General features: G+C 38.8%; 14 protein-coding genes and 1 pseudogene. 6 read left to right on the forward strand and 9 right to left on the reverse strand.

Annotated features, from left to right (window positions below; all coding sequences use genetic code 11):
- Positions 1 to 247: 247 nt before the first annotated feature.
- Positions 248 to 505 carry a hypothetical protein gene (locus ACWIUD_RS01845; protein ID WP_454146127.1) on the forward strand — a complete coding sequence of 86 codons (258 nt, stop codon included), beginning with the start codon at positions 248 to 250 and terminating at the stop codon, positions 503 to 505.
- Between the two features lie 8 nt (positions 506 to 513).
- Here the strand turns inward: ACWIUD_RS01845 and miaA are convergent, their stop codons facing one another.
- From miaA to def, 5 genes and pseudogenes are all read right to left on the reverse strand, one after another.
- A complete protein-coding gene (miaA, locus tag ACWIUD_RS01850; protein WP_454146129.1) occupies positions 514 to 1,428 on the reverse strand; it encodes a tRNA (adenosine(37)-N6)-dimethylallyltransferase MiaA in 915 nt (304 codons plus the stop codon).
- Positions 1,425 to 2,246 carry a pyrroline-5-carboxylate reductase gene (locus ACWIUD_RS01855; RefSeq protein WP_454146131.1) on the reverse strand — a complete coding sequence of 274 codons (822 nt, stop codon included), beginning with the start codon at positions 2,244 to 2,246 and terminating at the stop codon, positions 1,425 to 1,427. The genes miaA and ACWIUD_RS01855 overlap by 4 nt, the downstream gene beginning before the upstream one ends.
- 12 nt (positions 2,247 to 2,258) lie before the next feature.
- On the reverse strand, positions 2,259 to 2,723 hold the full coding sequence (gene fliW, locus ACWIUD_RS01860; RefSeq protein WP_454146133.1) for a flagellar assembly protein FliW: 465 nt from the start codon (positions 2,721 to 2,723) through the stop codon (positions 2,259 to 2,261).
- 11 nt (positions 2,724 to 2,734) lie between these two features.
- On the reverse strand, positions 2,735 to 4,252 hold the full coding sequence (locus ACWIUD_RS01865; RefSeq protein WP_454146135.1) for a YifB family Mg chelatase-like AAA ATPase: 1,518 nt from the start codon (positions 4,250 to 4,252) through the stop codon (positions 2,735 to 2,737).
- Positions 4,253 to 4,470: 218 nt separating this feature from the next.
- Positions 4,471 to 4,977 (reverse strand): annotated as a pseudogene (gene def / locus ACWIUD_RS01870) (peptide deformylase); the annotation flags it as partial.
- 137 nt (positions 4,978 to 5,114) lie between these two features.
- On the opposite strand from def, the gene ACWIUD_RS01875 reads away from it, so the two are divergent.
- Complete coding sequence (locus ACWIUD_RS01875; RefSeq protein ID WP_454146137.1) at positions 5,115 to 5,525, forward strand: PepSY-like domain-containing protein; 411 nt, start codon at positions 5,115 to 5,117, stop codon at positions 5,523 to 5,525.
- Between the two features lie 326 nt (positions 5,526 to 5,851).
- Here ACWIUD_RS01875 and gyrB read toward each other — a convergent pair whose 3' ends face one another.
- From gyrB to dnaA, 3 genes are all read right to left on the reverse strand, one after another.
- Positions 5,852 to 8,179 carry a DNA topoisomerase (ATP-hydrolyzing) subunit B gene (gene gyrB / locus ACWIUD_RS01880; protein ID WP_454146139.1) on the reverse strand — a complete coding sequence of 776 codons (2,328 nt, stop codon included), beginning with the start codon at positions 8,177 to 8,179 and terminating at the stop codon, positions 5,852 to 5,854.
- A 63-nt stretch (positions 8,180 to 8,242) separates the two neighbouring features.
- On the reverse strand, positions 8,243 to 9,355 hold the full coding sequence (gene dnaN / locus ACWIUD_RS01885; RefSeq protein ID WP_454146141.1) for a DNA polymerase III subunit beta: 1,113 nt from the start codon (positions 9,353 to 9,355) through the stop codon (positions 8,243 to 8,245).
- Positions 9,356 to 9,512: 157 nt separating this feature from the next.
- Complete coding sequence (gene dnaA, locus ACWIUD_RS01890; RefSeq protein WP_454135875.1) at positions 9,513 to 10,826, reverse strand: chromosomal replication initiator protein DnaA; 1,314 nt, start codon at positions 10,824 to 10,826, stop codon at positions 9,513 to 9,515.
- Positions 10,827 to 10,952: 126 nt separating this feature from the next.
- On the opposite strand from dnaA, the gene ruvC reads away from it, so the two are divergent.
- The 4 genes from ruvC to ACWIUD_RS01910 are packed head-to-tail and all read left to right on the forward strand — an operon-like array spanning position 10,953 to position 12,429.
- Entirely contained in the window at positions 10,953 to 11,426 is a 474-nt protein-coding gene (gene ruvC / locus ACWIUD_RS01895) for a crossover junction endodeoxyribonuclease RuvC (protein ID WP_454146143.1), read from the forward strand.
- Positions 11,427 to 11,477: 51 nt separating this feature from the next.
- Positions 11,478 to 11,735, forward strand: coding sequence for a hypothetical protein (locus tag ACWIUD_RS01900; protein WP_454146145.1), 258 nt, complete (start codon positions 11,478 to 11,480; stop codon positions 11,733 to 11,735).
- Between the two features lie 21 nt (positions 11,736 to 11,756).
- The gene (locus ACWIUD_RS01905; RefSeq protein WP_454146147.1) at positions 11,757 to 12,134 is read left to right on the forward strand and encodes a hypothetical protein; all 378 of its coding nucleotides are present in this window, start codon (positions 11,757 to 11,759) and stop codon (positions 12,132 to 12,134) included.
- 58 nt (positions 12,135 to 12,192) lie between these two features.
- Entirely contained in the window at positions 12,193 to 12,429 is a 237-nt protein-coding gene (locus tag ACWIUD_RS01910; RefSeq protein WP_454146149.1) for a hypothetical protein, read from the forward strand.
- Here ACWIUD_RS01910 and ACWIUD_RS01915 read toward each other — a convergent pair.
- A complete protein-coding gene (locus tag ACWIUD_RS01915) occupies positions 12,360 to 12,731 on the reverse strand; it encodes a hypothetical protein (RefSeq protein WP_454146151.1) in 372 nt (123 codons plus the stop codon). The genes ACWIUD_RS01910 and ACWIUD_RS01915 overlap by 70 nt on opposite strands.
- Positions 12,732 to 12,775 lie beyond the last annotated feature (44 nt).

Here is a 12,775-nt window from a genome sequence, read left to right on the forward strand (position 1 = left end):
AAAATGTGAAAACGCAGAATCTGCCTAGTTTGTGAGAAAAATCGTGGTAATGAAAAGATGAAATTGCGCGAAGATTCGTAGAATCTAATTAAGTGTGTAGTTAAAAACGGGGGGGGGGGATTTGCCTAAAACGCCTTGCAATAAGTGCTTTGCGAAGTTCGCTAAATATTTTGCTAAATACGCTCAAACTCTGCCCTTTTTAAAAAAATGCGAAATTTTATAAAAAATAAACTTAAAGAAAAATGCTGTGAGATTCTGCGAAAAAATATTAGATTTACGCGAATCGCAAAAAACGCAGAATCTAAAAACGCCCCACGCAGTCATTGCAAGATTCTGCGATTTTCGTGCGAGATTCTGCGATTCGCAGAATCTTGGCAATCTATTATTTTTTTTGGATGGTTGCTTCACTTCGTTCGCAAAACAAGGCGAAGTCGAAGTTTCTTTATCCAATCCTGCGGATTGCCACGAAAATGCTACACATTTTCTCGCAATGACGGAATTTTAGATAAATTGTTACGCAAAACCTAGCGATTCATAATGCTTTATCAGCGCAGATTCAAGTGTGGATTCGTCTAAATGCGGGATTTCGCCAAATTGTGTGCGATTAAATGTCCGCTGTCGCTTTGCCAAAGCCAAAGTATTTTTGATAATCGCGCTCTTTGCTTCATCTTGCGTGATTTTGCCATCTAAAAACGGCAAAATTTCTTTAATGCCGATTGCTTTTAGTGCCTGTGAGTGTGAGAAATTGTCGCGCAAACTTTGCACTTCGCTTACTAATCCTGCGTGAAACATTCGCTCTGTGCGCGTTTGTATGTCATCTCGCAAAATTTCACGCGCCTTTATTAGCTCAAAGATTTTTATCTCACAAGGCAATTTTTGGCGCAGATTTTGCGCGAAAAACGCGCTTGGAGCTTGGCGTGTGGCAAAATAAATCTGCAAACCTTTTGCGATTCTAAATCTATCATTTGGGCTAATTTTGTCGGCAAAATCTCTGTCGATTTGTCGCAAAAGCGCGTAAGATTGCGCCCTATTTTGCGACATTTTTGCGATGAATCGCTCAACGATTTCGCTTACCTTTGGTGCGATTGACAAGCCATCAATTATGCTTTTTAGATAAAAGCTACTACCGCCTACGATTAGCAATTTTTGGGGATTTTCGCACTCCATAGCTTCACACAAAAGCTTTAAAAAAATCCCAGCGTTGCATTTTTCGCTTGGATTTAGCACATTTATGCCATAGTGGCGAATCTCGCGCAGTTCTGCCACGCTTGGCTTTGCGGAGGCAATGTCTATGCCTTTGTAAATGCTAAGTGAATCTAGCGAAAAGATTTTTAAGCCAAATTTTCGCGCTAGGCGAATGGCTAACGCGCTTTTGCCACTTGCCGTAGTGCCTATTATTGCGGGGATTTTGTAAATCTTTTTTGTCAAATGCTATTTGCTTTTTTGTTTGCGGCGTGAATTGCGTCCATAAATGCGCTACGAACGCCCCTATTTTCCAAAATCGCTAACGCCTCAGCGCTCATCCCAGCGGGGCTTGTGGTATCTGTGCGAATGGTTTGCGCCTCCGCGCTCATAAAAAGTGCGCTAAATCCGCTAAAAAGCCCACGCGTTAATTCTTTGCTAACCTCCAAACTCAATCCTTCGCGCACTCCGGCATCAATCATCGCCTCCGCGATTAAGCCCAAATACGCCGTCCCACTGCCTGAAATTGCGCCCGATGGATTGATATAGCTCTCTTTATCCACAAAAATGCACTTGCCAAGCGGGGCAAAAATGGATTCACATTCGCTTTGAATCTGCTTTAAATTTTTGCTTTTAGATTCGGCGGATTCGCCACTAGATTCGCACGATTTGGCAGATTTGGCATAAATCACGCTCACGCCTTGCCCCACAAGCGAAGCGACATTTGGCATTACACGCACGAAAATCCCAGCCTCCGCACATTTTTGCAGTCGCTCTATGCTAATCCCAGCCATTATGCTATAAATCGCGTGTGCTTTGCCACGATAGCGAAACGAATCGAACGCATAAGGTTTGATTGCCAAAATCACGCATCTATTTGCAATGTCAATCGCATTTGATTCGGCGCAAGGCGTAATTTCGGCATTTTGCAAGGCATTTTCGCGGATAAATCGCTCCATTTTTTTGGCGTTGCGCCCGATGATTTCAAGGGCGAATCTGCCATTTAGCGCGACTGCGATTGCCTTTGCCATTTTGCCATAGCCGATGATTGAGATTTTTTGCATTGATTTTGCCCTTTATTTTGTGCGATTCGCGCTTGAATCTGCGCTAGATTCGCCAGATTCGCCACTTGAATTATCGCCCTTTAAAAATGTCGCTATTGGCTCAGCAATGCTATAATGCGGATATTTTGGCGCGTCTAACACCACTTGCGCCATTGTTTTATTATCAAAGTTAAATACGATAGGCGCGATAAAATTGATAGTCGAATCGATGATTTCCTTATACACAACCATAATATTTGCGATTAAAATGTCTTGCGTTTTGCCCTCTTGCAAGTCAAGCAAAACTTGAATAGCACTAGGAATCTCAAAGCTATATTTATCCCAAAGCGCAAATGGATTTACCAGCGTAAAGCAGGGCGTTGGCGCATCGGCGTTGCTTAATTTCAAAAAAATATCATCGATTTTTTCTAACTTCATTTTGGTAACTTCTTCAAAGCCTAAAATGGGCGATTTTACGATAAATTCGCTTGTTTCCATTGCGCGTCCTCTTAATTTATGATTCGATAGCTTAACGCTTCTAATAAATGCTCTTTTTTAATGCTGTTTTCACAATCTTTCGTTTCCAAATCGGCAATCGTTCGCGCTACTTTTAGAATCTTTTGTCGCCCACGATAGCTTAAACCATATCGTTGCGTAGCCAAATCTAGCAATTCTGCCTCCGCATTTTTTAAAGCGCAAAATCGCTCAATCTCGCTGTCATCTAATTTGCCATTTAGCTTGCGCTGTCCGCGTGAAATCTGTGCTTTAAACGCAACTAGCACTTGCGCGAAAAGCTCAGCCGAACTCACGCGCTCTTCGCTTTTGCTCTCATCCATTTTGATAAAAATATCAATCCTATCGCGCAGTGGTTCGCTTAATTTATTGCGATATTTGCGAATCTCCATATCCTTGCAACGACATTCTTTGGTAAGGCTGTAAAGATTCCCGCACGGGCAGGGATTCATCGCGCCAATAAATAGCACGGAGGCAGGATAAGTTACCTTAATATTCACACGCGAAATGCTTAATTCATCGTTTTCTAGCGGTTCGCGCAATGATTCTAATGCAGTTTTTTGAAAATTTAGCAATTCATCAAAAAACAAAATGCCATTATGCGCTAGTGAAATCTCGCCCGGTTTGGCATCATTTTGAATGACAGAGCCTAAAATGGACGCATTTGAGCTACTTTGATGTGGATTGCGAAATGGGCGAAGCGCAGTGTAAGAGTTTTCGGCATTATTTAACGCGCTAATACTAGCACACTCGCACATTTCAGCAAAGCTAATTGGAGGCAAAATATAGCGCATTCGTTTAGCTATCATTGACTTACCACAGCCCGGGCTACCTTCAAAGATGATATTGTGAAACCCCGCAGCTGCGATTAGCGCGGCTCTTTTGGCGACAATCTGCCCTTTGACATCGCTAAAATCCATTGCGCCATTTTGCGATTCATCATAATAATATTTTTCGCCCTTAATTTCGACATTTTTAAAGCTAAATTCGTATTGCTTTGCTTTGTTGTGGGGATTTTTTAGGATTGCGATTGCCTCCATCAAATCACTTGCATAATAAATATTTAGATTTGGTATGTTTGAGTAGAGTTTTTCGCCCTCTTTTGGGAGCAAAACATTGCTTTTTGGATAGGATTTGGATATTTCAAGCAAAAGCGGATAAATCGCATTTGTGTTTTTGATATAGCCATCTAATCCCAATTCGCCAAAGGCAAACCAATTTTTTAAATCCACTTCTTGCTTTTGGAGTGCGACTAAAAGGGCGATGGGCAAGTCAAAATGACTGCCATTTTTGGATAAATCCGATGGCGATAAATTTATGGTGATTTTAAAATTTAGCGTTTGAAAATTGTTGTGTGCTAACGCACCTTGCACTCGTTGCTTTGCCTCTTGAATCGCACTCCCAGCCAAACCGCTAATCACAAAGCTAGGCAGTCCGCGCGAAAATGTCGCTTCTACTTGAATCACCTTTGCGCCCACGCCGTAAGCTGTGGCACAACGCAGCTTTTTTACCATTAGGATTTGCCTTTTGAATCGCTCTTTTTGTTGCGATTAGATTCGTGCGAATCGCCCTTTGAATCGCCCTTTAAATCACCCTTTTTGGCGCGAATCTTTGCCTTTTTTTCGTCCAAATCCTTTGCTTTGTAAATCTTTGGCGGTTTGTGGAGTAATTTTAACTCATAAGATTCGCGGAAATCCTCGCTCATTTCGGGTAAATGAACGCTTTGGAATCCCTCTTTTTGCAATCTTTTGTATTCTTTTTCAAACTTTTTGCGCTTCAAAATCGATAGCTTATCCACAAAAAGCACACCATTTAAATGGTCAATTTCGTGCTGAATTGCAACAGCCAAATAATCCTCCGCCTCTAAAATCCACTCAACGCCGTATCTATCGCAATACTTTAAGACAATATTGCTAAATCGTTGCACCATTTCAAAAAAGTTTGGCACACTCAAACAGCCCTCTTGAAATAAAATTTCGCCCTTTGCCTCCAAAATCTCTGGGTTTATGATTTCAAGCAAGTCATCTTTGTGAAATTCTTTATCATCGCGTGGCAGGTTTATTACAAGCATTCGTTTAGCGATGCCTACTTGAATCGCAGCCAAACCCACGCCACCTTTTTCTAACATCGTCTCATACATATTGTCTAAAATCTCGTGCAGATTCGCGTCAAAATTTTCAACAATCTTTGATTTTTGGCGCAGGAGCGAATTTGGATAAGTTATGATTTCTAAAAGCATAAAAAACCTTAAAAAAAATCTTTGAAAAAATTGCGCGATTCTACTATAAAATTTAAAAATTTCACAAATATTTCACTTTTGGCACATAAAATTTCATCGCTTTTTTAAGCTAAATCTTAAATTTTAAAGGAGAAACAATGAAAAAGTTGTTTTTGTTAGTAGCATTTTTGGGCGTGGCGTTTGCGGATATGGTAGTCCCTGCGACTAATTTACCGCCAAATGCGCAAAGTTTCATCACCCAAAATTTCAAAGGCGCGAATATAATGTATGTGAAAATGGACTACGATGAGTTTGAGGCAATGTTAAGCAACGGCGTCCAAATCGAGTTTTTTACAAATGGCGAATGGAAGGAAATCAAAAGCTATGCAGGTGTGAATCCCGCTTTGCTCCCTGCGCCTGTGGCAGCAGGAATCGCAAAATCCTTTGCTGGTGCGCAAATCATCAAAGTAAAAAAAGAGTGGAATAACTTTGAAGTCAAATTAGCAAACCGCATAAAAGCGTATTTTGATGCGAATGGGAATTTGATGGGACAGAAATATGATGATTAGATAGATTGCCACGATTCTGCTTCGCAGAATCTCGCAATGACAATAAATAAATGTTTATTTTCACACGCTAGATTCTGCGATTTTGGGAAGATTTTGATTTAGATTCTGCGAATCGCAGAATCTATTTTAAAATTGTTATTTTGAATAAATGAAATGAGCGAAAAATCTCTTTTTAGATTCTACGATTTTCGTGTGAATCGTAGAATCTAATGGATTGCCACGATTTTGCTTCGCAAAATCTCGCAATGACAAAATTTAGCACAGATTCTGCAAATTTTAAATAATTTATAGTGCAGATTCTGCGATTCAATATAAAAACGCAGAATCTAAATATCCAAATTTTTAACTTCTTTGGCGTGTGCCTGTATAAAATTTCGGCGCGGTTCGACTTCGCTTCCCATAAATAGGCGAATCTTATCCTCACTCTCTACCTCATCGCCGATTTGGACGCGAAGTAAAGTGCGATTTTCCTTTGTCATTGTAGTCTCCCAAAGTTGCTCGGGATTCATCTCGCCAAGCCCCTTATAGCGTTGAATCGTTGCGCCTTTTTTCGCGCTATTTTCGATTTCCTCTAAAAATTCGATTATGTCGCGATTCGCCAAAAATTCTAAATCTCTATCTTTGATTTGCCCATAGATTTTTTGCGCATCCAAAAAATATTTGTCATCAAACAAATCATAACTGATTTTTAGCTCATTTAGCCCTAATTTTGTCTGCACATAAAGCATAATATAAGATTCGCCTTGCATTTTGTTTAAAATATTGCAATTTGATTCGCCTAAAAATTTCTCCACACGCGCGGATAAATCACCCAAACTCAAATCTCTCAATCCATCATTTTCGATAAAAAAGCGCAAAATATTGCTTGAAAAATACAGCTTTTCTAATCGCTTCAAAATCGCGCGATAATGCGAAATATTTTTCAAAATATCGATTAGCTCGACATTGCCAATGCCCTCAAAGTTGAAATTTTCAATGCCATTTTCGATGAGAAATGAGCTCAAATGTCGCTCATCTTTCAAATAAATGGATTTTTTACCCTTTTTAAAAAGATAAAGTGGCGGTTGCGCGATATAAATATGCCCATTGTCAATTAGTGGGCGCAAATATTTGTAAAAAAATGTAAGAAGTAGCGTCTGTATGTGGCTACCATCGACATCGGCATCCGTCATTAAGATGATTTTGTGATAGCGGAGCTTCGCCAAATCAAATTCATTGTCGATGCCACAGCCAAATGCGGTAATCATATTGATAATTTCATCGGTTTTTAGGATTTTGTTGATATTGCTTTTTTCGACATTTAAAATCTTACCGCGCAGTGGCAAAATCGCTTGATAAGCCCTATCTCTGCCTGTTTTCGCGCTTCCCCCAGCCGAATCGCCCTCTACTAAAAATATTTCAGAAATTGTCGGGTCTTTGCTTTGACAATCTGCAAGTTTTCCCGGGAGAGTGCCAAAGCTATTTACTTCTTTGCGTGTGAGTTCCCTCGCTCTTTTTGCTGCCTCGCGCCCTTTTGCCGCTAAAAGTGCCTTTTGAATAATCGCCTTTGCGTCATTTGGATTTTCCTCGAAAAATTTAGAGATTTTTTCATAAGTTAGCCGTTGCACGATATTTCGCACAAATGAATTGCCTAATTTGCCCTTTGTCTGCCCCTCAAATTGCGGGTCCATAACTCGCGCTGACACCACCGCCACAAGCCCCTCACGGACATCATCACCTTGAATCTTAGAGTCTTTTTCTTTGCTATTTAGATTTATGTAGTTCATAATCGCACGACTAAGCCCCATTCTAAACCCTGCTTCGTGCGTCCCGCCCTCAATCGTGCGGATATTATTCACAAAACTCAACAATTTTTCGCTATATGAGCTATTGTAAGCTAATGCGATGTCAATCTCTACTTCATTGCCCTTTTCGCCATCCCCATTATCGCCTCGGTCGCTAAAAAAGATGACTTGTGAGATTAGCTCATTGTTATTCAAATCCTCTACAAATTGTTTTAATCCGCCCTCAAAGTGAAATTTTTCGCTTCGCCCCGCAATCTCATCGCTAAAATTTATCTCAATATTTTTGTTTAAATACGCCATTTCTTTGAATCGATTGCATAAAATATCACTATCAAATGTTGTAATTTCCATTATTTCGCCATCTGGGAAAAATTCGATTGTCGTGCCGTTTTTAGTCGAATCGCCGATGATTTCAAGGGGTGTTTGTGGGATTCCTTTGGCAAACTCTTGGCGGTAGATTTTGCCATTTTTGTGAATTGTCATAATGAGCTTTTTGCTTAAAGCATTTACAACGCTAACGCCCACGCCGTGAAGTCCGCCAGAGACTTTGTAAGTGTCTTTGTCAAATTTACCCCCAGCGTGAAGCACGGTTAGCACAACGGTTGCAGCGGGGAGATTTTCGCCCTCGTGCAAATCGATAGGGATTCCGCGCCCATTATCTTCGACTATGACGCTACCATCTTTTGTAAGGGTAATATTAATTTTGCTACAAAATCCCGCCATCGCTTCATCGATAGAGTTATCCACCACTTCATAAACCATATGATGAAGTCCGTTGATATTCGTATCGCCGATATACATTCCCGGGCGTTTTCTAACCGCTTCTAAACCCTTTAAAACCTTAATATTTTTTGAGCTGTATTCATTCATCTTTGCAAAGTCCTTTAAAAATATTTAGATTCTGCGCCAAAATCGCAGAATCTATCGCAGAATCTAATCAATAATAGGCATAAATGTCAGTAAGAAATTATCGCTTTTTAGCGTTGAAGCGGCGTGTAAATTTTCATTTATGCCAAATTCAAATGTTTGCGTATTGATATGCGCTACAAAATCCAAAATATGCTTTGAATTGACCGTTATTGAGAATGATTCATCGCCTAATTTTTCTGCAAATTCTTTATTTAGTTCGCTATCAAGCTCAATCTCCGCATTTGCTTCAAAATCCTTGTCGCTATACACCACTTCAAAGAAAATGCTGTCTTTTTTGAATGTAAGACGCGCTTGAAACCACACGGAGTTGATGATTTTTAACGCTTCTGCGATTTTGTCTTTGTCAATATGGACGCGGTATTTTATGTCTTTTGGTATGACTTTTTCATAATCGATAAAGTTGCCATTTGGGATTTTTGTCCAAAAGGTGAATTTTTCATTTTCGATTATGATATGTTTGTCATTAAAATAAATATTTGAATCTTCGCTAAAAAGCTTTTGAACCTCCATAATGGACTTTTTGGGGAACATAAAATTCATTTTATCCACGCTTTGGCTATCAAAGCTAATGACTTCAAGTCGCTTTGTATCGGTGGCTACGAAGTTGAATTTGTATTCTTTGATGTCAATTAACGCGTTGCGGTATTCTGTGCGCGGATTGTTGATTTCAATTACAGGAAGTAGCCGTTTTAGCGAATCTATGAGATTTTTTGAATCAATATTTAGCTTTGATTTTTCGTAATTTTGCGGAAATTCAGGGAAATTATCGCCGATAAAGCTTGGCAATTTTATCGTAGATTTGCCTTGCTTAATCTCTAATTTTTCGCCCTTTTCGCCGTAATCTTTCTTTTCGATTTTGATAATCTCATCTTTTAGACTTTTTAGCGAATCTAAAAATTTCTTACCATTTATCGCTAAAATGCCTTCTTCTTTCACATCGCACTCTATTTTTATAACAAGTCCCATTTCGTAATCTGTGCCTTTTAGGATTAAATTTTGCGATTCAGCGATGATTAGAATACAAGAAGTTATCGTGCTATTATCTCGCTTTTCTAAAAATGGCTGAATGTTGCTGATGGCAGATTCAAGGGTGGATTTGTCGATTTCTATTTTCATTTTTTCTCCTTTATTTAAGATTCTTAGTAATAGTAGTAGAGATGTGAAATATGTGAAAATCTCATCGTTTCTATCAATTTCTACCGCTAAATACGCAGAATCTTTTGTTTTTATTTATGTGAAAATAATGTGCATATTTTGGCATAATTTTGCTTGATTATTTTTTAATTTCTTTAATTTTTGATTGAATTTCTAAAATTTTTTGTTTTAGCGCAGAATCTTTCTCAATATCGCTTTGGATTTTTTTGACTGCTTTGCTGATTGTGCTATGGTCTTTCATATCCAATGCTTTGGCGAGCTCGGGCATCGAGTTTGATGAGATATTGCGCCCTAAATAAATTACGATTTTTCGCGCTAGTAAAATGTCCTTTGTGCGCTTTTTGCTTTTGATGTCGCTTGGTTTGATATTTAGGTGCTTTGCGGTGTTTAAGATGATTTCATCAAGGGTGATTCGCCCGATTCTACTTCGCTTGCTGTTTTCAATCTCATTTCGCACCAAATCGATGGTGATTTCTTGATTCATAATCGATGAAAATGAATTTATAGTGGTTAAAATGCCCTCAATCGTGCGAATATTGTCATTTATATTTATTGCGATATATTCGATGATTTCATCGCTAATTTTTATCAAATCTAACTCGCATTTTTTCTTAATGATGGATTTTTTTAGCTCAAATTCAGGCGGATTTATGCGCGAAATTATGCCTGATTCAAAGCGGGATTTTAGTCGCTCTTCGATGCCATTTAGCTCTTTTATGGGTTTATCGGAGGTTAGCACGATTTGCGAATTATTATTTTTCAAAATATTAAATGTTTGAAAAAATTCTTCTTGAATCTTACTTTTACCACTGAAAAATTGAATATCATCAATCAGCAAATAATCGCACTTGCGGTATTTCTCGCGGAATCGCTCCATAGTTTTGTTACTCAAATGTATCATATAATCATTCAAAAATTCTTCGCTTGTGATTAAAATGACATTTTTTTGCCCGGCGTTGTAGTTGCCGATGGCGTTTAGCAAGTGCGTTTTGCCAACGCCCGTGTTACCGCTGATAAAAAGCGGATTGTAATTTTTGCCCTGCTCTTTTGCCACGAGTTTTGCGAGTTTTAGCGGGTGCTCATTTGACTTGCCAATCTCAAAGTTATCAAATGTAAAACTCGCGTTCAAAACGGAATTTTTATACATAATTTTTTCTTTGAAAATCGCAGAATCTGCGGTAGATTCAGCGAAATTTTGTTTTAAAATAAATTTGATTTCTGGTTTGATATCCGTATGTGTTTCAAAAAGTAACGAAATGCGATTTGCAAAATGCGTTTTTAGCCAATTTTGCAAATACACATTATCCACTTCTAACACGCGCACATTGGCATTTGACTGCTCTTCGTTATATTTTATATTCTTAATATAACGATTGAAAATCGCAGAATCTAACTTTTTACCCAAATCTTTTAAAATAATATCCCAAATCATTTGAATCTCCGCTAATATTCGATAAAATTCACAATCCAAACTATGTGAAAAACCTGTGAATTTGATGTGAATTATGTTGAATTTGATGTGAATTATATGTGAAATAAGTTTAAAAAAAGGATAGGTATGAATATTTTAGGCATTGACCCGGGGACGAAAAACTGCGGATATGCCGTGATTTGCGGGGAGAAAAATAAATTATCACTTTTAGAAGCGGGACTAATAAAAATGAAAGAAACCAAGTTACAACACCAAATCGCTGAGTTTAACGAAGGATTTAATCTCATTTTGGCAAATCATAAGATTGATTCAGTGGCGATGGAGGACATTTTCTACGCGTATAATCCAAAATCTGTCATAAAACTTGCGCAATTTCGTGGCGCAATTAGCTTTAAAATAATCCAAGAGTTAGGCAATTTTGCCGAATACACGCCTTTGCAAGTCAAAAAAACGCTCACAGGCAACGGCAAAGCGGATAAGATTCAAGTGGCATTTATGGTAAAAAAGATTTTGGGGATTAGCAAAGAAATAAAACCGCTAGACATTACAGACGCGATAGCAGTGGCGATAACGCATTACTACAATGTGCGATTCTGTTAGGTGGTGTGGCAATTTGTTCTGGGGTATGCAATTTCGCAGATTTGATAATTTTTGGGAGGCTCACAGACCCCAAGTCTAGCTTCGCTCCCAAAAATTATCAAAAGCTACGAAAGCCACACCGCCATTACTTCGATTGTTTTTAACGCTAATTGTCATTTTGAGCGAAGCGAAAAATCTCCGTCATTGCGAGAGAATGAGCGAAGCGAATTCTCGTGGCAATCCAAAAAAAATTGTTATTCTCGCGCGAATGAAGTGAGCGAAGAATCTCAAATTTCGCAGAATCTCAAAATTTTTATGCTAAAATCTTAAAAAAATTTTAAGGATTTTAAAATGGCAGTGGCGGTAAGTAGAAGCACTCAAATTTTGATAGAAAATTTCGTAAGCACATATTTTTCTAGCGTCTCAAACGATAATCGCGCGAAAATTAGAGATAGTGTCGTAGAAATCGCAGATTCGATTTTGGAGCAGAACAATAAGGATTTGGATAAACTCGCCACAAAGGGCGACATTGCGATGTTAAAAGATGAAATTACGCTTGTGCGAAGCGAAACAAAAGACGAAATTGCGCTTGTGCGAAGCGAGACAAAAGATGAAATCAAAAAGTTAGAATTAAAAATCATCGAATCAAAATATGATTTATTAAAGTGGTTAGTAACGGCACAACTTGCGATTGCGGGGTTGCTGCTAGCGATGATTAAGTTAATTTAACGCAGAATCTTTGGGGCAATTTGTTCTGGGGTATGCAATTTCGCAGATTTGATAATTTTTGGGAGGCTCACAGACCGCTAGTCTAGCTTCGCTCCCAAAAATTATCAAAAACTACGAAAGCCACACCGCCATTACTTCGATTGTGATTTGCGATAGCAAATCAGCTTTAATATCTCCGTCATTGCGAGTCCTTGCCAAAGGCAAGGGCGAAGCAATCCAAAAAAATCATTGTAGATTCTTAGTTTCTAGCGCAGAATCTATCTCATTCTCCGCCAAATCCCCCGCACATTTATAAATCTCGCCTTTTATCTCCATCTCCCATCCGCCAAGCGCGTAATCCCACTTTTTTTCCGCACTTAAAATCAGCAACGCATCGCCATCCACTTTTACACTTCGCTCTCTTAAATAATTCATCGCTTTTTCTTTCATCGCCGCATCGCTCATCGCGCCAGAGACATCCACAATCGCACCTTTTGCGCTTTCAAGCATTTTGCAGTCATTTGGCTTCTCGCTCAAAAGCAAAATATTCTCCGCCAAAGGCGACAATCCCCCACACGCAACAAAAAATACCGCCAAAATCGCCCCAAAAAATCTCATAAATCCCCTTTTTTGTAAAAAAATATCAACGCAGATTTTAATAA

The sequence above is a fragment of the Helicobacter sp. 23-1044 genome (genome assembly GCF_053654695.1).

What these genes read in the sequence shown, in the direction of transcription:
- ACWIUD_RS01855 (WP_454146131.1), bottom strand. Translation starts at nt 2,246, where the DNA reads ATGCAAAAAATCTCAATCATCGGCTATGGCAAAATGGCAAAGGCAATC.
- fliW (WP_454146133.1), bottom strand. Translation starts at nt 2,723, where the DNA reads ATGGAAACAAGCGAATTTATCGTAAAATCGCCCATTTTAGGCTTTGAA.
- ACWIUD_RS01865 (WP_454146135.1), bottom strand. Translation starts at nt 4,252, where the DNA reads ATGGTAAAAAAGCTGCGTTGTGCCACAGCTTACGGCGTGGGCGCAAAG.
- ACWIUD_RS01875 (WP_454146137.1), top strand. Translation starts at nt 5,115, where the DNA reads ATGAAAAAGTTGTTTTTGTTAGTAGCATTTTTGGGCGTGGCGTTTGCG.
- gyrB (WP_454146139.1), bottom strand. Translation starts at nt 8,179, where the DNA reads ATGAATGAATACAGCTCAAAAAATATTAAGGTTTTAAAGGGTTTAGAA.
- dnaN (WP_454146141.1), bottom strand. Translation starts at nt 9,355, where the DNA reads ATGAAAATAGAAATCGACAAATCCACCCTTGAATCTGCCATCAGCAAC.
- dnaA (WP_454135875.1), bottom strand. Translation starts at nt 10,826, where the DNA reads ATGATTTGGGATATTATTTTAAAAGATTTGGGTAAAAAGTTAGATTCT.
- ruvC (WP_454146143.1), top strand. Translation starts at nt 10,953, where the DNA reads ATGAATATTTTAGGCATTGACCCGGGGACGAAAAACTGCGGATATGCC.
- ACWIUD_RS01905 (WP_454146147.1), top strand. Translation starts at nt 11,757, where the DNA reads ATGGCAGTGGCGGTAAGTAGAAGCACTCAAATTTTGATAGAAAATTTC.
- ACWIUD_RS01915 (WP_454146151.1), bottom strand. Translation starts at nt 12,731, where the DNA reads ATGAGATTTTTTGGGGCGATTTTGGCGGTATTTTTTGTTGCGTGTGGG.